The 22,812-nt window shown below is 48.5% G+C and carries 9 protein-coding genes and 1 pseudogene; 3 read left to right on the forward strand and 7 right to left on the reverse strand.

Translation table 11 applies throughout. From position 1 onward, the window contains the following. Window positions 1-700: 700 nt before the first annotated feature. From K9N75_RS17705 to K9N75_RS17720, 4 genes are all read right to left on the reverse strand, one after another. Window positions 701-7,087, reverse strand: a complete 6,387-nt coding sequence (locus K9N75_RS17705) for an Ig-like domain-containing protein (RefSeq protein ID WP_224451957.1) — start codon at window positions 7,085-7,087, stop codon at window positions 701-703. A 209-nt stretch (window positions 7,088-7,296) separates the two neighbouring features. Beyond that, window positions 7,297-7,917 carry a LuxR C-terminal-related transcriptional regulator gene (locus tag K9N75_RS17710; RefSeq protein WP_130975960.1) on the reverse strand — a complete coding sequence of 207 codons (621 nt, stop codon included), beginning with the start codon at window positions 7,915-7,917 and terminating at the stop codon, window positions 7,297-7,299. Between the two features lie 385 nt (window positions 7,918-8,302). Then, window positions 8,303-8,959, reverse strand: a complete 657-nt coding sequence (locus K9N75_RS17715) for a tyrosine-type DNA invertase (protein WP_224451958.1) — start codon at window positions 8,957-8,959, stop codon at window positions 8,303-8,305. Between the two features lie 1,444 nt (window positions 8,960-10,403). Next, on the reverse strand, window positions 10,404-11,936 hold the full coding sequence (locus tag K9N75_RS17720; RefSeq protein ID WP_224451959.1) for an EAL domain-containing protein: 1,533 nt from the start codon (window positions 11,934-11,936) through the stop codon (window positions 10,404-10,406). Window positions 11,937-12,478: 542 nt separating this feature from the next. Between K9N75_RS17720 and K9N75_RS17725 the strand changes: the two genes are divergently transcribed. Next, window positions 12,479-14,779: an FdhF/YdeP family oxidoreductase gene (locus K9N75_RS17725; RefSeq protein WP_224451960.1), complete on the forward strand. Its 2,301-nt coding sequence runs from the start codon at window positions 12,479-12,481 to the stop codon at window positions 14,777-14,779. A gap of 100 nt (window positions 14,780-14,879) precedes the next feature. Then, window positions 14,880-15,335: pseudogene (locus K9N75_RS17730) on the forward strand (transposase); the annotation flags it as partial. A gap of 428 nt (window positions 15,336-15,763) precedes the next feature. On the opposite strand, the gene acnB reads toward K9N75_RS17730, so the two are convergent. Continuing rightward, entirely contained in the window at window positions 15,764-18,361 is a 2,598-nt protein-coding gene (gene acnB, locus K9N75_RS17735; protein WP_224451961.1) for a bifunctional aconitate hydratase 2/2-methylisocitrate dehydratase, read from the reverse strand. A 416-nt stretch (window positions 18,362-18,777) separates the two neighbouring features. Here acnB and K9N75_RS17740 point away from each other — a divergent pair, with 416 nt between their 5' ends. Beyond that, window positions 18,778-19,035: a hypothetical protein gene (locus K9N75_RS17740; RefSeq protein WP_008814574.1), complete on the forward strand. Its 258-nt coding sequence runs from the start codon at window positions 18,778-18,780 to the stop codon at window positions 19,033-19,035. Between the two features lie 153 nt (window positions 19,036-19,188). On the opposite strand, the gene lpdA is transcribed toward K9N75_RS17740, so the two are convergent. Further along, window positions 19,189-20,613 carry a dihydrolipoyl dehydrogenase gene (gene lpdA, locus K9N75_RS17745; RefSeq protein ID WP_020303577.1) on the reverse strand — a complete coding sequence of 475 codons (1,425 nt, stop codon included), beginning with the start codon at window positions 20,611-20,613 and terminating at the stop codon, window positions 19,189-19,191. A gap of 304 nt (window positions 20,614-20,917) precedes the next feature. Beyond that, the gene (gene aceF / locus K9N75_RS17750; protein ID WP_224451962.1) at window positions 20,918-22,804 is read right to left on the reverse strand and encodes a pyruvate dehydrogenase complex dihydrolipoyllysine-residue acetyltransferase; all 1,887 of its coding nucleotides are present in this window, start codon (window positions 22,802-22,804) and stop codon (window positions 20,918-20,920) included. Between the last annotated feature and the right edge of the window lie 8 nt (window positions 22,805-22,812).

A 22,812-nucleotide genomic window follows, 5' to 3' on the forward strand; every position in this document is an offset into this window, starting at 1 on the left:
CCTTTCCAAGTTTAATCATATTTTAAAGTACCTTCTACGTTCAATAAGATAACCTCTTAAACTCCCATACATAAAATAAAAGGTAATGTAAAAATTATGTTTAATACGTGCCGTTAGGAAAGTGAGGATGAAGGTAGGCTATGTAGATACAGAGTTCTTATTAGTAATAGTGGACATGGCACTAAATGCGCAACCCTGAGGGAGCGTTCAACCAAGGAAAATTTTAATTCACGTGAGAAATTGGGCCGCCTCCGGTGTTTGCCAGTTGGGAGAGTTCTCCTGAAGTAAAAGCAACAATCTCCAAGACTAGTAGCGAGATAGATAAACGCTGTGGATACAGATTTTCTTGAGTTCCCGGCAGGCACGCCGTCTGGCGCCGTCCGGGTCAGACCGTATTTCTGAGTCGAATAAAAAAGATCACAGACCATATTTGAGGAGCCCTAGTCGTCGGACAACTTCAATTCTGGATTGGTACTCATCAAAATGTAATCACAGTAAGTCAATTAGCCATGTCCGGAGTTTCACTGGATAGAATCTATTAAATAATGATGGGCACTATTTTCCCTAACCAGAGGCTGCGAACAGATGGTCTAGATGAGTTGCTTATCTTTAATTAACAGCAGTTAATTTTTCTTAAATATAAAAGCCCGCACAAAAGTACGGGCTAGAAGAAATCAATAAAAAGTACCAAGACTAAAAATTAAAGGCTCTTCCGACATGCAACATAGTGTTGGACAGTATCAAAACTATAATAATTAGTATTGCCTGATCCATCGACTAAGTAATATTCATCACCTGAAGTACCATATGCATCTGACGTCCAATACTTATCCCCGTTGAAATATGCATTAGCATAGCTACTGATTCTTCCCCATTCCCCAATTAGTGAGGTTCCGACACCACGAACTCCAACTCCTGACGTTAGCTGCGATCTTGTAGGCAACGAAGCAGACGAAGCTTTACAATATAAGTCCGCTGCGGAGAAGTCGAGTGTTTGCAATTTATTATTAGTATACCAAGTCGTTAGTGTGAAGGTATAGGTCAATACGTCTCCTCCTTCCATAGTAGCGGTGATGGTCACTGGACTTGATGTGGCATTATTAAGCATAACTTTACCAGTACTATCGACGGAGACTGCTGTATCATTACTCGATGACCAAGTATAGTCACTTGCATTTCCTGTGGCATTAACTGTAAATACCGCATTGGCAAAGCCAGTTTTTGGGAAATTATCACTAATATTAAAAGTATATGCGTTAGCTGTTACTCCCTTGAGCGTTCGGATCGCATAAGGTGCTGACTCAACAGCACTACCCCAACCGCTTAATTTCAGGCCCGCCTTATTATTCAGTCCGTCAGTAACCGTCTTATAAGTCGCGGTGTATGTGCCATCGTTGTTATCCGTCCAAGCTGATTTCAACGTAGCATTAGCTACTGTCACACTAGTATCAGTCAGTTGAGATAATGCACCGGTAACCACATTGTTTGATGCATCCTTCAGCATCACCGTAACCACCATATCACTACCAACAGCGTAGTTAGCCTTATCAACGATAATACTGGAAGCCGCTTGGTCAGCATTTCCCACATCAGCAACAAACGTGGTGCTGACCGTGGCGCTGCTGCCGTTCGCCGTCGCCGTCACCGTATGGGCGCCCGCAACCGAGGCCGTCACCGTGGTCGTGGCTATGCCGCTGCCGTTGGTCGTGCCCGTCGCCGTTACCACGCTCGCCCCGCTGTCGACGCTAAAGTCCACCGCTAGCCCGCTGACCGGGTTGCCGTTGTGATCGGTGACCGTCGCCGTCACGGTGTTGGTCGCCACATTGTTCGCAATGGCTCCGCTGGTTGCCGTCAGGCTGCTGCCTGGGTTAGTGGTGCCGTCCAGCCCCGCGCTGCTGTTATCGGCAACAAACGTGGTGCTGACCGTGGCGCTGCTGCCGTTCGCCGTCGCCGTCACCGTATGGGCGCCCGCAACCGAGGCCGTCACCGTGGTCGTGGCTATGCCGCTGCCGTTGGTCGTGCCCGTCGCCGTTACCACGCTCGCCCCGCTGTCGACGCTAAAGTCCACCGCTAGCCCGCTGACCGGGTTGCCGTTGTGATCGGTGACCGTCGCCGTCACGGTGTTGGTCGCCACATTGTTCGCAATGGCTCCGCTGGTTGCCGTCAGGCTGCTGCCTGGGTTAGTGGTGCCGTCCAGCCCCGCGCTGCTGTTATCGGCAACAAACGTGGTGCTGACCGTGGCGCTGCTGCCGTTCGCCGTCGCCGTCACCGTATGGGCGCCCGCAACCGAGGCCGTCACCGTGGTCGTGGCTATGCCGCTGCCGTTGGTCGTGCCCGTCGCCGTTACCACGCTCGCCCCGCTGTCGACGCTAAAGTCCACCGCTAGCCCGCTGACCGGGTTGCCGTTGTGATCGGTGACCGTCGCCGTCACGGTGTTGGTCGCCACATTGTTCGCAATGGCTCCGCTGGTTGCCGTCAGGCTGCTGCCTGGGTTAGTGGTGCCGTCCAGCCCCGCGCTGCTGTTATCGGCAACAAACGTGGTGCTGACCGTGGCGCTGCTGCCGTTCGCCGTCGCCGTCACCGTATGGGCGCCCGCAACCGAGGCCGTCACCGTGGTCGTGGCTATGCCGCTGCCGTTGGTCGTGCCCGTCGCCGTTACCACGCTCGCCCCGCTGTCGACGCTAAAGTCCACCGCTAGCCCGCTGACCGGGTTGCCGTTGTGATCGGTGACCGTCGCCGTCACGGTGTTGGTCGCCACATTGTTCGCAATGGCTCCGCTGGTTGCCGTCAGGCTGCTGCCTGGGTTAGTGGTGCCGTCCAGCCCCGCGCTGCTGTTATCAGCAACAAACGTGGTGCTGACCGTGGCGCTGCTGCCGTTCGCCGTCGCCGTCACCGTATGGGCGCCCGCAACCGAGGCCGTCACCGTGGTCGTGGCTATGCCGCTGCCGTTGGTCGTGCCCGTCGCCGTTACCACGCTCGCCCCGCTGTCGACGCTAAAGTCCACCGCTAGCCCGCTGACCGGGTTGCCGTTGTGATCGGTGACCGTCGCCGTCACGGTGTTGGTCGCCACATTGTTCGCAATGGCTCCGCTGGTTGCCGTCAGGCTGCTGCCTGGGTTAGTGGTGCCGTCCAGCCCCGCGCTGCTGTTATCAGCAACAAACGTGGTGCTGACCGTGGCGCTGCTGCCGTTCGCCGTCGCCGTCACCGTATGGGCGCCCGCAACCGAGGCCGTCACCGTGGTCGTGGCTATGCCGCTGCCGTTGGTCGTGCCCGTCGCCGTTACCACGCTCGCCCCGCTGTCGACGCTAAAGTCCACCGCTAGCCCGCTGACCGGGTTGCCGTTGTGATCGGTGACCGTCGCCGTCACGGTGTTGGTCGCCACATTGTTCGCAATGGCTCCGCTGGTTGCCGTCAGGCTGCTGCCTGGGTTAGTGGTGCCGTCCAGCCCCGCGCTGCTGTTATCAGCAACAAACGTGGTGCTGACCGTGGCGCTGCTGCCGTTCGCCGTCGCCGTCACCGTATGGGCGCCCGCAACCGAGGCCGTCACCGTGGTCGTGGCTATGCCGCTGCCGTTGGTCGTGCCCGTCGCCGTTACCACGCTCGCCCCGCTGTCGACGCTAAAGTCCACCGCTAGCCCGCTGACCGGGTTGCCGTTGTGATCGGTGACCGTCGCCGTCACGGTGTTGGTCGCCACATTGTTCGCAATGGCTCCGCTGGTTGCCGTCAGGCTGCTGCCTGGGTTAGTGGTGCCGTCCAGCCCCGCGCTGCTGTTATCGGCAACAAACGTGGTGCTGACCGTGGCGCTGCTGCCGTTCGCCGTCGCCGTCACCGTATGGGCGCCCGCAACCGAGGCCGTCACCGTGGTCGTGGCTATGCCGCTGCCGTTGGTCGTGCCCGTCGCCGTTACCACGCTCGCCCCGCTGTCGACGCTAAAGTCCACCGCTAGCCCGCTGACCGGGTTGCCGTTGTGATCGGTGACCGTCGCCGTCACGGTGTTGGTCGCCACATTGTTCGCAATGGCTCCGCTGGTTGCCGTCAGGCTGCTGCCTGGGTTAGTGGTGCCGTCCAGCCCCGCGCTGCTGTTATCGGCAACAAACGTGGTGCTGACCGTGGCGCTGCTGCCGTTCGCCGTCGCCGTCACCGTATGGGCGCCCGCAACCGAGGCCGTCACCGTGGTCGTGGCTATGCCGCTGCCGTTGGTCGTGCCCGTCGCCGTTACCACGCTCGCCCCGCTGTCGACGCTAAAGTCCACCGCTAGCCCGCTGACCGGGTTGCCGTTGTGATCGGTGACCGTCGCCGTCACGGTGTTGGTCGCCACATTGTTCGCAATGGCTCCGCTGGTTGCCGTCAGGCTGCTGCCTGGGTTAGTGGTGCCGTCCAGCCCCGCGCTGCTGTTATCAGCAACAAACGTGGTGCTGACCGTGGCGCTGCTGCCGTTCGCCGTCGCCGTCACCGTATGGGCGCCCGCAACCGAGGCCGTCACCGTGGTCGTGGCTATGCCGCTGCCGTTGGTCGTGCCCGTCGCCGTTACCACGCTCGCCCCGCTGTCGACGCTAAAGTCCACCGCTAGCCCGCTGACCGGGTTGCCGTTGTGATCGGTGACCGTCGCCGTCACGGTGTTGGTCGCCACATTGTTCGCAATGGCTCCGCTGGTTGCCGTCAGGCTGCTGCCTGGGTTAGTGGTGCCGTCCAGCCCCGCGCTGCTGTTATCGGCAACAAACGTGGTGCTGACCGTGGCGCTGCTGCCGTTCGCCGTCGCCGTCACCGTATGGGTGCCCGCAACCGAGGCCGTCACCGTGGTCGTGGCTATGCCGCTGCCGTTGGTCGTGCCCGTCGCCGTTACCACGCTTGCCCCGCTGTCGACGCTAAAGTCCACCGTTAGCCCGCTGACCGGGTTGCCGTTGTGATCGGTGACCGTGGCCGTCACGGTGTTGGTCGCCACATTGTTCGCTATGGCTCCGCTGGTTGCCGTCAGGCTGCTGCCTGGGTTAGTGGTGCCGTCCAGCCCCGCGCTGCTATCATCAGCGATGAACATCACGCTCACACTGCGAGTGGTACCATTGATGGTTGCTGTCACCAAACTGCTCCCAGCCTTAGAGCTAGTTAAGGTTTGAATAAGGGAACCATCAGCACCTGTTGTGCCGGTCGCCATAATAGTGGCACCGTTATCGGCGGTAAAATTGACCACCGCATTGGGGACTGGACTACCACTGCTATCTGTCACTACAACTTTCACACTATTTTTGGCCAAACCGTTAGCAACAGCATTATTTACATTGACCGTCACATTACTGGCGAGCAATGTGGCTGTTGAATTGTCCTCAACAAAGGACATCGTCGCACTGGTATGGTTGCCGTTACTCTTGAGTGTTGCCGTCACTAACACGCTGCCGACAAGAATGCTGGTAACGCCAATTGTTGCTTTTCCGCTACTATCAGTAGTGACTTCTTGGTTGGGTAAGGACTGACCTTCGTTCGGACCACTCGTGTAAGTAAAGGCTAGGTCAACCACAGCGTTGGCTAATGCCTGACTGGTACTAGTATCTATTGTCGTGAGCGTGAGGGTATTTTGCGCCACACCATTCGCAACTGATTTATCCTGAGTAACCACCAAACTACCAATATCCTGTGGTGCGCGTGCTGGCGTCAATGTCAAAGTAACGTGATTAGATGCGTTACCGTTCTTATCATATGCCACTGCGCCGACCACGTAGCTCGGGCTGGCCTGCCTTGCAGCCATAGCAGATACTATGGGGAGATTAACCTTGGCGGAGCGGTCAGTCAGAGAGGTCAGAGTACCTCCAGCTGCAATCAGACTCGGCGCATCCCAAACGATGTGGTCTAATCCATGCTTGGTCGTGACATTAGCAGTCACAGTCACACTTCCCCCAGAATAAGGGGTATCTGATGTTGATAGCAGCAAGGAGATTAAATCCTGTTTGCGATACTGAAGGACAATATCGTAGTTACGATCGACTAAATCATAGCGGCTACCCGCTAAGGTACGACTAAAGTCTACCGACTCTGGACTTAATTGGTTTGCAAATGGCACTCCTAGGCGATAAGAGAAGCCCAACGAGACATTGGTATTGTTGATGCCAGAGCCCGCTGTGTGATCAAGTCCGAGCTTAATCAGAGGAACGGGCGTGTAACTCAGCCCTACAGTCACCGCTGACGGGTTGTCCCGTAAATCACTGGTTCCCCCATCCAGAGCCACATTTTTACCTTGATAGTGCTCATACATGAGTTTACCACCCAACTGTGGGTAGCCGGGTAGATAAGCTTCAGCACGGACATCATAGCCATTGGCTGGACGTTCATCGTAATCTTTCATCGAAGACAACGGCGATTGATGCCAGTCTGAAAGCCTGAAATAGCTGTTGGCGGACAGTTTCAGATAGTCACGCCAAGCTTCAACACCAACCCCCAGTCGACGGTTGTCTCCGGTGAAATCATTGTCATAAAAAGTGTTCACCCCGAACATCCAGTCCTGAGTAAAGGTTCGCGCACCTAACCCTATGTTTCCGGTGGTGCGGTCATCAGAACGGCGAAGCCCCGGCTGAGTAAACAGCAGGGTGTTGGGGGTATCAAGCAGAGGAAGGAGAATATCGGCACTGCCTGTTCCTTGAGTTGAAAAGGAAAGGCTGGCATTACCAAACTGATTGAGCCACTCTTGTGCAGCTTGATTCGCCATGCCACTGGCCATACCCGTAGCTACATCTAAACCTTGGTCTCGTTTAGATGGTCCGCCAAGTATCCCCCACAACCGTTGAGCCGCAGCAGCACTCTTGTCAAGTGTTTGCTGTTGTTCTCGTTGTTGATTCAGCGTATCGGTTTCACTCCCTTTTCTAGATATGTCACCAGTGCTGCTACCTAAATCAGGCAAGGTATTCGTTTGTGAGGACGTTTGGGCGGTAGCCTTGTTCTCTGACAAAACGGATTGACGGGCTGCAACGATGGTCGGTGTAAACGCCATCATCAGCGGAAACAACAATTGCAGAACGATATTCCCCAGTGCAACCATTCGATATAGGTTTGAATGTTGAAACGTTAATGAGAAAGTCCCTCGGCGAGGCTTTTTGCCCATTAGGGAATACTTCATTTTACATGTTTGATAAATGGACAGACAAAACGACCAGAAAAAGGATAACTTTCTCATTATATTTTCCACGCTATTATTAAATACAACTCATCGGATTTTGCTAAATCAGGCTCACCCATATTTCAATCGAGAACGGCACCTACATCGCAGCAACATCGAATATGATCCCTAAGAAATAATATTAAGCACGATGCCTACGCTAGGCGGAGATGCTTATCAGTGAGATAAGGCAACTGCACCATCAGCGCCTGAAAATTACGAACTCCCAATTTTTTCAACGCATTACTGCGGTGACTGTAAATAGTCTTACGGTCAAGGCCGCTCTGACATGCTTGCTGATGAGCATTTTTACCTTGTAAAAAATTGACTAAGCACTGATGCTCACGGAATGTCAGCATCGACGACACCCTTGGCGTGAATCTTGGTGGCTCACTGATGATCCAGGATTGAAGGGTTTCCTGGAGATGTGAATAACTCATTTGCTTAGAGATAACCTGCTCAACTCCGAGTGTGCACGCTAACCGGACTAAACCTGGGGTGGTGCAAGCACTCAGCATCAGTATTCTGGGTGAGCCTACCTGTGCTAACGTGTGCAACAACTTGAATAGCAGCGCGCTATTGAATACGGTGTCGAGCGAAATAATTAAAGGTCGCTGAAACAGGCCCTCACTGAGCAGAAAATCCTCCGTGAGAGGAAAGGCAGAATGACTCCATGTGGTCAAGAGTTCGCATAACGCCTGCCGGGTATAAAGGCAGTCTGAAACAATATTTAATTTATATTTCTCTTGTCGTACGCCATCTTTATATTGCGTCATAGACGTCCCTCCGCTTAATGGGGGTAAGCGCTAAGCAAGCATTAATAATTAATGCCGCTAATCTATTTTGTTCAAGAGAGGGCCACAGGATTGGTTGAAGCACAAAACTCCATGTGACAACTCGTTGAAGTCATAAAAATGACCACGAACTTGACAATTAGTACCATTCTGACAACAAAAGAATTAAATATTTAAAATTGATGATTTCATGGATGAAACATCCAACATAACTATAATTTTTAAAATATATTTCTTTCGTTTGTTTTCCATGACGTAAAGAAAACCATAAGAAATAAATGGTTAAATTTTGAGTGGAATTATGTACTGGGGAAAGGTGATGTGAATGAACTTTGAGTGATGAAATAAATCTATATATTACATTGAGTTAAAAAAAAGCTTGCCAAGTACAGGAATTTTCTGAAAGAATGTGCACAATATTTGTACGCACATGACATTTTGGTACTAATTGTCTGCTTTTCCCTCTCCTTTTGTCTCTCCATACACCTTCGAATCTAGCCGCATTACTCGCGGTGTAGAGCACGGTATGACGAATATTTCGATGACCTAAATAGTCTTGTATTAGACGAGTATCAACCCCATTATCAGCTAAAGCATAGCCGCACGCATGGCGCAACATGTGCGGATGTGCGCATAACGAAAATCCAGCTTTTTTACCCAGATTATTTAGTATGTTATACCCCTGCTGACGTGAAATGACATTACCACTGCGAGAAATAAATAGTGCATCGTTATCACCCACAGCCCAGACCTGACGGGCACGTAGCCAAGCACGAATGAGTCGAGCTTCAGAAGCTAATATAGGATGAATAGTCGAAAAGCCACTTTTGAGTCGATGGACATTGAGGGTGCGAGTAGGTAGGTCGATATCAGATAAACGAAGCTGTAATAGCTCACTGATACGAAAACCATGCAGATAGCCCATTGCAATCAAGCAACGGTTACGTTCGGCATGTTGACTTTGATGGGCTGCATCAAGCAGACGTTTGACTTCATCTGGGGTGAAATATTTACGTTGAAGCAACAACAACTCCTTATTAGTGTTAGGTGAATATGATTCAGGGATGTTCCCTCATATTATTTTGCAGTAATAACTCTCAGATAAAAAGTAGGGATATAGAAGTCTGTCATACCTAGCGTAAAGAAATATTAACACAATAAACATGGGTGAATAATATTATTATGTAATAATTACGTGAGCAGCATTGATCATGAAAAATCTATTCCGCTTATTTCATATCATATGTATTCTTAAACACCTTTCAATTATAAAGCACCTTTATTACAAAAAATATCATTCATATAATCTATGCCAATAAATTATCTCACAGATACGTACATTAATTAACATCAACAACGTCATCGATTCTGTTGCATGAGCTTAAGCAAATTAGCAAAAGTAACGCAGCCGATCAGTTAGGCTTGTCCACTGCTGGCTGTGTATATTCTTGTCTATAAAGAATGGTATTAGTTTCTTGGAACCTAATTCCACCCGCTGGAAAATCCACTTTGCGAAAAAGACTAAACATGCTCGGTAAAACATCAACTGCAGACGAGGTGAATTACTGTCTAGGGTCTATGCAGGTCTTGCGATGGAGGTAAAGGCAAAACGAGCCAAACCTGAGTATGCATCGTTAATGAAACAATTTACCCATGTAGCTCCCTATCTGTGAGCACCATGTGCGCTCGGATAGTATTTTCGAGTGCAGAAGTCAGTTCTCCAGCATAGCCCCGAGCCGTCAGTTGCTAGGAGAAAAACGATGGTTACTAGCGGTGTGGGGAGGATCTGCCGTAAATTTGGATTTATACCAAAAAGTGAATATTTTCCAACCAATCGTCATCCATTGAACATTGCTATCGTTGCTTATGAAAGAAGACTCTGTTTCGCAGGCATATAATTGGCTTTATAGCGTTAATAATGGCTGATTAAACATCCTAACTATGAATAAGAAAAATCAGCGCTCTCGAATAATAACGCTCATCTTCTGTTGGACTTGGAAAGCTCACCATTTATCAGGGCTAAATTAAAAATATTTGCGCGTAGCACTCAATCTGAAAGATGTCTTCATTGCTTTTTAAGTTACACTGTAGACTATCAAAAGAAAACTTCGCTGATGAGATGAACTCACCAATAACATCCTCGCTTACCATTATCACGCTATGGTTCTTTGGTGTTAAGAATACCAATGGTTCCATTCTACTATCGATGAAAGCTTGGTGGTTTCTATGGATACAGACTTTATACCTGTTATTGATAAGAATAGCCGCTTCATCTCCGCATAAGGCCACACAAAAACCACCTCTGTATTCACTCATACCCACTCCTGATAAAATAAGCGTCAAAATAAAACAATGTCTTTCCTTGGTTAAATATAGAGAATATCTAAGAATACACACAGTATTAGCATGATGATTTTCTTTTTTATTATATAATTATTTCATGAGCGTATATTACTTTTCACGCTATCTCAACGGTAGGGATGGTGGTTATTAATAAGAAGTTTCTTATGAATATCAACCAGAGGCATCGCCTTGTCATAGAACCATCCTTGTGCATATGGCACCTGTAAATTTAAGAGAGCTTTCACTTGATCTTCGGTTTCAACCCCCTCAGCAATAATCGTCATGTTTAACTGCTGAGCCATGCTGACAATGTGGGGCACTACACTTTCTGTCGCAATATTCAGCCCCAGCCCCATGATAAATGAACGGTCAATTTTCAATGTCTGTACAGGTAGTTTATTGAGATAGGAAAGGCTGGAGTAGCCCGTACCAAAGTCGTCCAGAACGAGTCCAAATCCTTCTTCATTTAGGCGTTTCATGTTGTACTTAGCTGTCTCGTCACGCACAAGATTACGCTCGGTAATTTCCAGCTTTAAATAATGAGGTGAGAGTGCATAATCGGCACACAGTGTTCTTAGCTGGGTTACAAATTTTGGGGATGACAGGTCAGCCGCAGAGATATTGACGGCAACGATGAGTTCAGGGTGAGTTTGGTGAAGCTTGCTCAGGTCGATGATAGCCTGGTGTAAGACATACTTCGTTATTTTGCAAATTAGCCCAGTATCTTCGGCGATAGCGATGAATGTATCAGCAGGTATCGTTCCTCCTGATGCGGTCGGCCACCGTATCAACGCTTCTAGTGACTGTATTTTCCCCGTATTAATATTAACAATAGGTTGATAGTAAAGGCAAAAACCTTCTTTTTTTAATGCCCGCTGAATAGCAGTCTTCATAGCAAGTTGATGTTTAATATAAATACTAAATAACAGACAAAACAATAAGAATGATAATATGTTAATAGCCCACTGAGTAGGCCAAAACGTTTTCAGCCAATAGGAATAGAGCAACGTATAAGGAATAGTATATTCAACCTGCAGCCCATCAACTGCATTTTTGCCGACGACAAACCAGAGGTTATCTTGGAGAGTAGTATTAGCCGTGTATGCCAACACTTCATTATTTGCCATAATACGCAGTTGGGGTTGCGGTACTCCATTGATAAAATAAAACCGAGTCAACTGTTGGTATGGGAGCAAGGCAAATACGCCATTTTCTCCAATTAAAACATTGCCTCTACCTGCAGCTAATTCACTCTCTGCAAGGAGATAAATCTGCATCCCATTCCATTCTGTGATGGGATGCTGAGGTAATGCCGTGTGTATGGTATCCCCGTATGTCAAACTACAGACCGTTTTATCTGGGAGTGTATAGAGAATATCGGTAACAATCACAGCACTAAGGAGGTCTGGTATAAATACTTCACGGCTTTTTAATGAGCAATCCTGTGGAGCGCGCTGGATTGTTTTATCCAGAAGTACTTTCGCCTCGGATAGATACCCTTCTATGGTATACATAGTCTCTTGTGACAATGCCATCAATTCATTTTTTGCCTGATGTAAAAGGCTGAACCACGTCATGGTTGCATTTAAGATAAATGTCAGTATAAGTCCCAAAAAAAACGATAAAAAAATATTTTTTTTCGCACTGGGTGGTTTCATGGTCGCCTCAAGTTTCATATAGCGAAGTAATGACATTCATCATATAGTGCTTTCATTTCAGATAGCCCGCTCATTTATTGATTTTTCCCGCCTAGCAGTGAACGAAAACGAGCCACCTTAATTTATGTAAGATAAGTTCATCTGAAAACAAATTTTAGGATGAAAATTAAGTGGAAATAGTGTTTTTATCACAAAAATCATCTTTGCTGCGAGTTTATCATGGCACCCAACATCAGAATTCATGGTTAGGATATTTTTAAAACATATTTTCAGTTTCCTAGCCATAAACAACCCCACTTACAACCATCCTAATAATTAACAACCTATGCTTTTATATCCTCTTAGTTACGGCAGAGGAAACATGGTAGGAAATTATATTGAGTGTCGTAATGATAACCGAGTCTCTTCTCATTGTTTGGAGAACGAAACTAAAATCGTTGGCAATTAAAAGTCCTATCCCGTAACGAGTTGCAATCTATCCAGTATAGCTATACTAAGTATATGGGTATATTCACTTCACAGCACTTTGCAGGAAATTGATAATGAATAAAAAAATTGAAGTTTACTCTGGCCCTGCAGGTGGGTGGGGAGCCTTAAAAGCCGTTGCAAAAGCATTGCGCGAACAAATGAACATTCGGCATGATGTTATTGCGCTATTTGACATGAATAAAGCTGAAGGTTTTGATTGCCCTGGATGTGCTTGGCCAGACCCCAATCATACAGCTTCATTTGATATATGTGAAAATGGAGCAAAGGCAGTATCTTGGGAGGCAACCTCTAAACGAGCCACCCCCGAATTCTTTGCGCATCATACAGTATCTGAGCTATTTGAATGGAGTGATTTTGAACTTGAAGATAGTGGACGTCTGACACATCCATTAAAATATAACCCAACAAAAGACTGCTTTGAACGCATAGAGTGGCAAGTTGCATTTGATGAGATTGGTACGCAGCTAAGGCAATATAATGACCCAGATGTGGTAGAGTTTTACACATCAGGACGAACCTCTAATGAAGCAGCATTTCTATATCAGTTGTTTGCCAGAGAGTATGGTACTAATAATTTTCCTGACTGTTCTAATATGTGTCATGAGCCGACAAGTGTCGGTCTTGCGGCTAGCATCGGTGTAGGGAAAGGTACTGTATCGCTCGATGATTTTGAACATTGTGATTTAGTTATTTGCATTGGGCATAATCCTGGGACAAATCATCCCCGTATGTTGACATCTTTACGTGAAATCGCATTGCGTGGTGCTCGAATTGTTGCAATAAACCCTATGCAAGAGCGTGGATTAGAACGTTTTACAGCACCGCAAAATCCAATAGAAATGTTAACTAATACTCAAACACAGTTGGCTAACGCTTATTTTCATGTCCGAATTGGAGGCGATGTCGCCTTGCTCAAAGGGATGATGCGACGATTAATCGAAAAGCATGATGAACAAAGAGCGGAGGGAAATATAGGGTTTCTGGATGAAGCGTTTATCAGTGATCATACCCAAGGATTTCAAGATTTACGCAGCGATGTTTTGAATACTGACTGGCATGATATCACTCAAGTCTCTGGCCTAACTTATGAGCAAATTGAAAGTCTAGCAGACATTTATGCTCAATCAGAGCGAACGATTATTTGCTACGGTATGGGAATAACTCAACACCAACATGGCACGCAAAACGTACAACAACTCATAAACTTATTATTATTGAAAGGTAATATAGGAAAAGCAGGTGCGGGGATCTGCCCATTAAGAGGGCATTCTAATGTACAAGGCGATAGGACTGTCGGTATCACCGAGAAGCCTTCAGAGTCAATGCTTAACAATATAGAAAAGCATTTTGGTTTTGTGCCGCCTAAAAAATTTGGTCATGCCGCAATTGAAAGCATGAAAGCTATCTGTGAAGGAAGCGCTAGAGCTTTGGTTTGTATGGGAGGAAATTTTGCGGTTGCGATGCCAGACCGAACAGTTACGTTTGAACGCATGACGCAATTAGATTTAGTAGTTCATTTAGCAACTAAACTGAATCGTTCACACTTACTTACTGCCAAGCAGAGTTACCTATTCCCTGTTCTTGGACGCACAGAAATTGATATGCAGGAAAGCGGAGCTCAATCGATCACTGTCGAAGACTCTATGTCAATGGTTCATGCGTCTCGAGGACTATTAAAACCGGCTAGCAACACACTGATGTCTGAGTGTGCCATTATTGCGGGAATTGCTCAATCTACACTACTGAACAGTGTGGTCAAATGGCGTACTATGGTGGCTGATTATGATAATATTCGTAATGCAATTGAAGCAGTAATCCCTGAGTTTTATAAATTCAATGAACGAATTAAACAACCGGGGGGATTTTATCTACCGAATGCCGCTGCGACACGATGTTGGTTGACTGCATCCCAAAAAGCGAATTTCATTTCAACAAAGGGACTGCTAGAGGATCCTCGTTCGGCTTTTAATAGTGAGTTAGTATTAGCTACCGTTCGTAGTCATGATCAATATAATACAACCTTGTATGGAATGAATGATCGATATCGCGGAGTTTTTGGGCGGCGTGATGTTGTTTTCATTAGCACAACACAAGCAAGACAATGTGGTGTAAATGCGGGTGACAAAGTCAATTTAGTTGCGTTATTACCAGATGGAAAGCGCAGTACTCGTTCAATGTTGGGATTGACTGTAGTGATATACGATATGGCTGATCGTTCGCTCGTTACTTATTTCCCTGAAGCCAGCCATATGTTGGCATTAGGAAATTATGATATACAATCTGGGATCCCCGCCTATAAAAGCATCCCTGTTGCCATGGATAAATGCTTCCCCGACAAGGCTACGTCGCATTAACAACAGAGGTTGCACTAAAGGTGCGCGGCCCGCTTTCTTAGCGGGCCATGTAGTTACTCATATCGAGCGATGAACGTCGGTTCTCCCACTTAAGTGTTAGGTACGCCAATTCCGGCAAGAGCATCAGGGTATTATGCCCTCTGCAGCACCCATCGCCCCAGAACAGATGCGCATCCGCGAGCTAGAAAAGCAGGTTCACCATCTGGAGGAACAGAATACGATATTAAAAAAGCTACCGCGCTCTTGATGTCCGACTCGCTGAACGGTTCACGATAGCAGCCAGATTGGTGACAACCACACGGTTGCCAGCTCGGAAAACATCAGTACGAAAATGCCCATCAAGAACATACATGCCTGCCGAATCTGCTCGAATATCAGTTCGCCGTACCGGAGCCAGACAGGGTATGTTACGTATATCTAGGCAGGAGATCGCTGCTGCTATCTGGTGGTCGTCATGGATCTTTTTGCCCGTAGAGTGGTTGGCTTGAGCCTGCCGGAAAATGCCTATACAGCGCCGATAAACAGTGCCCTGCGGATGGCATATGAGACTCGAGGCTAGCCGTGTGTGAGATGTTCCAAGTGATCAGGAAACCAGATTAGCTACTAACGTCACTGCCCGCAAGTTATTGATCATGAAGTCATTACTATTGAGCAAGGGCGAATCAGGCTTATACAGATAGATACCAAAAGTCATTAACAATAGAGAAATGCCAATATATAGGGCAATTTATTTTCCTCATCATTATTCTCGTTAATACTAATCATAAGCATACTTGTATATACAATCTATTTTGGCAATCATAACAACAGTCACCCGTAAACTATTTGCTCGTTATTATTACGTCTAGATTATGAGTTGCAACGCTAGGTGAACGCCTAGCCCTATCATTATCGGCTAGAGATAAGATCGCCTTTTCATCTGAACGAATAGCCCCGACAAAAAAGGGAGGCCGAAGCCTCCCTTTTAATCTCATTTGATGCAAATCAGACCGCAGTCTGGAAAATCACACCATCTGCTTTTTCAGTGTACTGGTCCAGCTTGTCAAAGTTCAGGTAACGGTAGGTGTCTACCGCAGTTTTATCTACCTGCTCCATGTACTGCTGGTACTCTTCAGGGTTCGGTAAACGCCCTAACAGCGAAGCAACCGCTGCCAGTTCAGCCGAAGCCAGATACACATTCGCGCCCGTCCCTAAACGGTTCGGGAAGTTACGCGTAGACGTTGAAACCACGGTTGCGCCATCTGCCACGCGAGCTTGGTTCCCCATACACAGCGAGCACCCAGGAATTTCGACACGCGCCCCGCTCTTACCGAAGATGCTGTAGTAGCCCTCTTCCGTCAGCTGTGCTGCATCCATCTTGGTCGGTGGAGCCACCCACAGACGCGTTGGCAGTTGGCCCTTGTGACCATCCAATAGTTTACCCGCCGCACGGAAATGGCCGATGTTAGTCATGCAAGAACCGATGAAGACTTCATCGATCTTCTCGCCAGCCACGTCAGACAGCAGACGCGCATCATCCGGATCGTTTGGCGCACACAGAATTGGTTGTTTGATATCAGCAAGATCGATGTCGATCACTGCGGCATATTCTGCATCGGCATCGCCTTCCAACAGTTGTGGATCGGCCAACCATTTTTCCATTCCCTGAATACGACGCTCTAAAGTGCGACGATCGCCGTAGCCTTCCGCAATCATCCACTTCAGCAACACGATGTTAGAACTGAGATATTCAGTAATCGGCGCCTTATCCAGTTTGATGGTACAGCCCGCTGCAGAGCGCTCTGCAGAAGCATCCGCCAGTTCAAACGCCTGCTCAACCTTCAGTTCTGGTAAGCCTTCAATTTCCAGAATGCGTCCTGAGAAGATATTTTTCTTACCTTTCTTCTCAACGGTCAGCAAGCCTTGCTGAATCGCATAGTAAGGAATGGCATGAACCAAATCGCGCAGGGTAATTCCCGGCTGCATTTTGCCTTTAAATCGAACCAGTACAGACTCCGGCATGTCCAGAGGCATCACACCCGTCGCAGCAGCAAACGCCACTAAGCCAGACCCTGCAGGGAAAGAGATCCCAATAGGGAAACGAGTATGGGAGTCACCGCCCGTACCCACCGTATCTGGCAGCAGCATACGGTTCAACCATGAGTGAATAATACCGTCACCTGGACGCAGTGATACACCGCCACGGTTCATAATGAAATCGGGCAACGTATGGTGCGTCGTGACGTCTACCGGCTTAGGGTAAGCCGCAGTATGGCAAAATGACTGCATGACCAAATCGGCTGAGAAGCCCAAGCAGGCCAAGTCTTTCAATTCATCACGAGTCATTGGGCCAGTGGTATCCTGAGAACCTACGGAGGTCATCTTCGGCTCACAGTACTGTCCAGGACGAATACCTTTGGTTCCACAGGCACGCCCCACCATTTTCTGCGCTAATGAGAAACCTTTACCGCTATCTGCTACCGGTTTAGCAATACGGAATACTTCACTCTGTGGCAGGTTTAGCGCCTCACGTGCTTTGGTTGTTAAACCACGGCCGATGATCAACGGAATACGCCCACCGGCGCGAACTTCATCCAGCAGTACTTCGGTTTTCAGCTCAAACTCGGCCAGCAGCTCATTGGTTTCGTGATGACGGACTTCACCTTTATAAGGGTAAATATCAATCACATCGCCCATGTTTAGCTTAGACACATCAACTTCGATTGGCAGTGCGCCCGCATCTTCCATGGTATTGAAGAAAATCGGTGCAATTTTACCGCCAAGAACGACCCCGCCAGCGCGTTTGTTTGGCACATGAGGAATATCATCCCCCATAAACCACAATACGGAGTTAGTCGCTGATTTACGTGAAGAGCCGGTTCCGACGACATCCCCCACATAAGCTAAAGGGAAACCTTTTTTGTTCAGCAACTCAATTTGTTTAATTGGACCAACGCTACCCGGCTGATCAGGAACGATACCTTCACGTTCGTTTTTCAACATTGCCAAGGCATGGAGAGGAATATCAGGACGTGACCAAGCGTCCGGAGCTGGAGACAGGTCATCGGTGTTAGTTTCACCGGTCACTTTAAATACGGTGACGGTGATTTTCTCGGCTAATTCAGGACGTGATAAATACCAGTCAGCGTCTGCCCAAGATTTCAGTACCTGCTGAGCATACTCATTCCCTGCTTTGGCTTTCTCTTCCACATCGTAGAAGTTATCAAACATCAGCAAAGTGTGTGACAACGCTTTAGCGGCGATTGGAGCCAGTTTAGTATCATCGAGAGCGTCAATCAGAGGATGGATATTATAACCGCCCTGCATGGTGCCAAGCAGCTCAACGGCTTTTTCTGGAGAAACCAGAGGAGAGGTTGTTTCGCCTTTCGCCACGGCGGCAAGAAAACCGGCTTTAACATAGGCCGCTTCATCAACGCCCGGTGGTACACGATTAATCAAAAGATCTAACAGGAATTCCTCTTCACCCGCCGGTGGCGATTTCAGTAATTCCACCAACCCAGCCATTTGCGTCGCATCCAGTGGTTTAGGAACCACGCCTTCTGCCGCACGTTCAGCAACGTGCTCGCGATATTCTTTTAGCACGACTTTATCCTCGCTCTCATTGTTGGAGTCATTATGTGTGCAGAGGGTGTGTTGCGTAGTGCGTTTCCAACGTTGGCATCTGAGCGATAACCCACTACGGAACACACCCACCACCGGGTCACTGGTAAGTCAGATATCTTTGGAACGTTATCCTACGCTCCGAAAGAACAAGACCTTTCTTTCGTTAAGGTCTTCATAGGTAGAGTACCCGGTTATGCCCGTCCAGCATATCAGGATTTAACGCGGTTGTTAAACTGTTCACATAAAAGCAACATAGATATAGCATGAAGCAAATTCTTACCTTTCTACGGCAGTATTAAATTCCAAAAACTGATAAATATTGATCTGTTCTAGGATCTAGTCGCCTATTTTTTCGCTATGATCCTCTATCGTTGTAAGCAGGTGCAGGATGCGAAATGAAGTTCAAAAGGAAATCAAAAACTTTTTATCTTACGGTGCTACAAATTGCCTCGGTATTACTGGCAATTGCGGCGCTGTTTTATCTGATTGATAGCTCGCAGACTCAATATTTAGTGCTCAATGGTGATCATTTAACGCGCACTGATTTAGACAGTGGCACCATGGTTTGGGGGATGAACTTCTTCCTATTTGCACTCATCGTTGGCGTGCTTCTGTTCACTGCAGCCTTTTTTATCGGATTCAAAGACGATTAGCCCGCCAAAAAACAGTTCCACCTCTGCGCACTTAAACCGGTTCTGAAAAAATCCCCCCCAGTCAGCTTCATTACTGGTTGTATATATCGTAAAAAAAACGGCTCCCTAAATTAGGGAGCCGTTTAGCAATTTCAGCGCATTAAACGCAAAAACTTATTTCTTTTTCGCTTTCGGGTTAGGCAAGTCAGTGATGCTACCTTCGTAGATCTCTGCGGCTAAACCAACGGATTCATGCAGCGTTGGGTGAGCATGGATAGTCAGCGCGATGTCTTCAGCGTCACAGCCCATCTCGATTGCCAGACCGATCTCACCTAACAGCTCGCCGCCGTTAGTACCCACAATCGCACCACCGATAATGCGGTGAGATTCTTTGTCAAAGATCAGCTTAGTCATACCGTCAGCACAATCGGAAGCGATAGCACGGCCAGAAGCAGCCCACGGGAAGGTGGAGGTTTCGTAGCTGATGCCTTTTTCTTTCGCTTCTTTCTCGGTCATACCAACCCAGGCAACTTCTGGCTCGGTGTAAGCGATTGAAGGAATGACCTTCGGATCGAAGTAATGCTTCATACCTGCGATAACTTCAGCGGCAACGTGGCCTTCGTGAACACCTTTGTGCGCCAGCATTGGCTGACCCACGATGTCACCAATAGCAAAGATATGAGGCACGTTAGTACGCAGCTGTTTGTCGACATGAATAAATCCACGCTCGTCAACTTCAACGCCTGCTTTACCTGCATCCAGCTGTTTACCGTTAGGTACACGGCCGATAGCAACCAGAACGGCATCATAACGCTGTGGCTCAGCCGGCGCTTTCTTACCTTCCATCGTAACGTAGATGCCATCTTCTTTGGCTTCAACCGCCGTCACTTTGGTTTCCAGCATCAGGTTAAATTGCTTGCTGATACGCTTGGTAAACACTTTCACCACGTCTTTGTCAGCAGCAGGAATGACCTGATCAAACATTTCAACCACATCAATCTGAGAACCCAGCGCGTGGTAAACGGTCCCCATTTCCAGACCGATGATACCACCGCCCATCACCAGTAGACGCTCTGGGACTGATTTCAGCGCCAGCGCATCCGTTGAATCCCAAACGCGTGGGTCTTCATGTGGAATGAATGGCAGTTGAATTGGACGAGAGCCCGCAGCGATAATTGCGTTATCAAAGTTGATCACGGTTTTACCGTTCTCACCTTCAACTTCCAGAGTGTTAGCGCCGGTAAATTTGCCCAGACCGTTAACCACTTTGACTTTACGACCTTTAGCCATCCCAGCCAGACCGCCGGTCAGCTGAGTAATGACTTTTTCTTTCCAGACACGGACTTTATCGATGTCAGTTTTCGGCTCACCGAAAACGATGCCGTGTTCAGCCAATGCTTTGGCTTCTTCAATCACTTTCGCTACGTGCAGCAAAGCCTTAGAAGGGATACAACCGACGTTCAAACATACGCCACCCAAGGTGGAATAACGTTCAACGATGATGGTTTCTAAACCTAAATCCGCGCAACGGAAAGCCGCAGAGTAACCTGCTGGGCCCGCCCCAAGTACCACGACCTGAGTTTTAATTTCAGTACTCATCATGACCTCTTTATTGTTTGTCCGGCGGGTGCGACATCATCCATATTGATAACATCACTGCCAACGTCATTGTTTGGCTCACAACCTGTATATCCTCGGGAATATTACCCACGGATATGGAGAGTCATTCATAACGCCCATCGACCACCGGGACGCTCGTACTGCCCATAGTTTACAAAAATGTTAACAATTCTGTAAAGCTTTGATCGGGTGACGAAAGTCTCACTATCCAATGCTGAACCGTATTAGCACCAGCATTGGCGCACTTGAAGAAAAAAGCCGGCCGTTTGGCCGGCTTTTGGGGTTACATCACTAGGCGACGAATGTCTGACAGCATGTTATTGATGATGGTGATAAAGCGAGCACCATCAGCACCGTCAATCACGCGGTGGTCGAAGGAAAGAGACATTGGCATCATCAGACGCGGAGTGAACTCTTTACCATTCCAAACCGGTTCCATCGCAGACTTGGATACACCCAGAATAGCCACTTCAGGCGCGTTAACAATTGGCGCGAAGTGAGTCGTCCCGATACCACCAAGGCTGGAGATGGTGAAGCAGCCGCCCTGCATTTCGCCCGCGGTCAGCTTACCGTCACGCGCTTTCTTAGAAATGGCCATCAGTTCGCGAGACAGTTCAGTGATGCTCTTCTTGTTCACATCTTTGAAGACTGGAACAACAAGACCATTTGGCGTATCAACAGCAACACCGATGTTGATGTATTTTTTCAGCGTCAGCTTCTGACCATCTTCAGACAGAGAGCTGTTGAAACGTGGCATCTGCTCAAGCGCTGCCGCCACGGCTTTCATGATGAACACAACTGGGGTGAATTTCACGTCCAGCTTACGCTTAGCGGCTTCCTCGTTCTGCTGCTTGCGGAACGCTTCCAGATCGGTGATATCAGTTTTGTCGAAGTGCGTAACGTGCGGGATCATGACCCAGTTACGGCTCAGGTTAGCACCAGAAATTTTCTGGATACGCCCCATTTCCACTTCTTCGATTTCACCAAACTTGCTGAAGTCCACTTTCGGCCATGGCAGCATGCCCGGCAGACCGCCGCCGGTTACAGCAGCAGGTGCAGATTCAGCACGTTTAACCGCGTCTTTCACGTACGCCTGAACGTCTTCGCGCAGGATACGACCTTTACGGCCAGAACCTTTAACTTTCGCCAGATTCACGCCAAATTCACGCGCTAAACGACGGATAACCGGCGTTGCGTGGACATAAGCGTCGTTCTCAGTAAACTCGCCTTTAGATTCAGCTTTAGCGGCTAAAGCTGGCGCAGCTTTCTGTTCCTGTTTAGCTGGAGCAGATTCCTGTTTCGCAGCGGTGTTGGTAGACGTCGCGGCTGCGGGTGCCGCGCCTTCCACTTCAAAGGTCATGATAAGCGAGCCGGTTTTCACTTTGTCGCCGGTCGCAATCTTGATCTCTTTGACCACGCCCGCAAACGGAGCAGGGACTTCCATAGAGGCTTTGTCGCCTTCTACGGTGATCAGTGACTGCTCAGCGGCGACTTTATCGCCGACTTTCACCATCACTTCAGTTACTTCAACTTCGTCGCCGCCGATATCTGGAACTTCAACGTCTTTAACCGCTGATGCGCCAGCTGAGGCTGCAGGTGCCGCAGCCTGAGCAGGGGCAGAAGTCGCAGGCGCAGCGCCGGCCACTTCAAAGACCATAATCAGAGAACCCGTTTTCACTTTATCGCCGGTGGCAATCTTGATCTCTTTAACCACGCCCGCAAATGGAGCTGGCACTTCCATAGAGGCTTTATCGCCTTCTACGGTGATTAGAGACTGTTCAGCTTCAACGGTATCACCGACTTTCACCATCACTTCGGTGACTTCAACTTCGTCAGCGCCGATATCTGGAACTTCAACATCTTTTGCCGCAGCGGTGGCCGCCGGAGCTGGTGCAGCTGATTTCTCTTCCGCTTTAGCAGGTGCAGCAGCGGCTGCACCCTCGGCTTCAAAGATCATGATCAGTTTGCCGGTTTCGACTTTGTCGCCCACGGAAACTTTGATTTCTTTAACCACTCCGGCCTGCGGCGATGGGACTTCCATGGAAGCCTTGTCACCTTCAACGGTGATCAAAGACTGTTCTGCTTCCACTTTATCGCCCACTTTCACCATCACTTCGGTGACTTCAACTTCATCAGCACCGATGTCCGGTACATTAATTTCGATAGACATTCTTCTGT

The organism is Hafnia paralvei, from assembly GCF_020150375.1.
In the GTDB taxonomy this organism is placed as follows: domain Bacteria; phylum Pseudomonadota; class Gammaproteobacteria; order Enterobacterales; family Enterobacteriaceae; genus Hafnia; species Hafnia paralvei.

What these genes read in the sequence shown, in the direction of transcription:
- K9N75_RS17705 (WP_224451957.1), bottom strand. Translation starts at nt 7,087, where the DNA reads ATGGGCAAAAAGCCTCGCCGAGGGACTTTCTCATTAACGTTTCAACAT.
- K9N75_RS17710 (WP_130975960.1), bottom strand. Translation starts at nt 7,917, where the DNA reads ATGACGCAATATAAAGATGGCGTACGACAAGAGAAATATAAATTAAAT.
- K9N75_RS17720 (WP_224451959.1), bottom strand. Translation starts at nt 11,936, where the DNA reads ATGAAACCACCCAGTGCGAAAAAAAATATTTTTTTATCGTTTTTTTTG.
- K9N75_RS17725 (WP_224451960.1), top strand. Translation starts at nt 12,479, where the DNA reads ATGAATAAAAAAATTGAAGTTTACTCTGGCCCTGCAGGTGGGTGGGGA.
- K9N75_RS17740 (WP_008814574.1), top strand. Translation starts at nt 18,778, where the DNA reads ATGAAGTTCAAAAGGAAATCAAAAACTTTTTATCTTACGGTGCTACAA.
- lpdA (WP_020303577.1), bottom strand. Translation starts at nt 20,613, where the DNA reads ATGAGTACTGAAATTAAAACTCAGGTCGTGGTACTTGGGGCGGGCCCA.
- aceF (WP_224451962.1), bottom strand. Translation starts at nt 22,804, where the DNA reads ATGTCTATCGAAATTAATGTACCGGACATCGGTGCTGATGAAGTTGAA.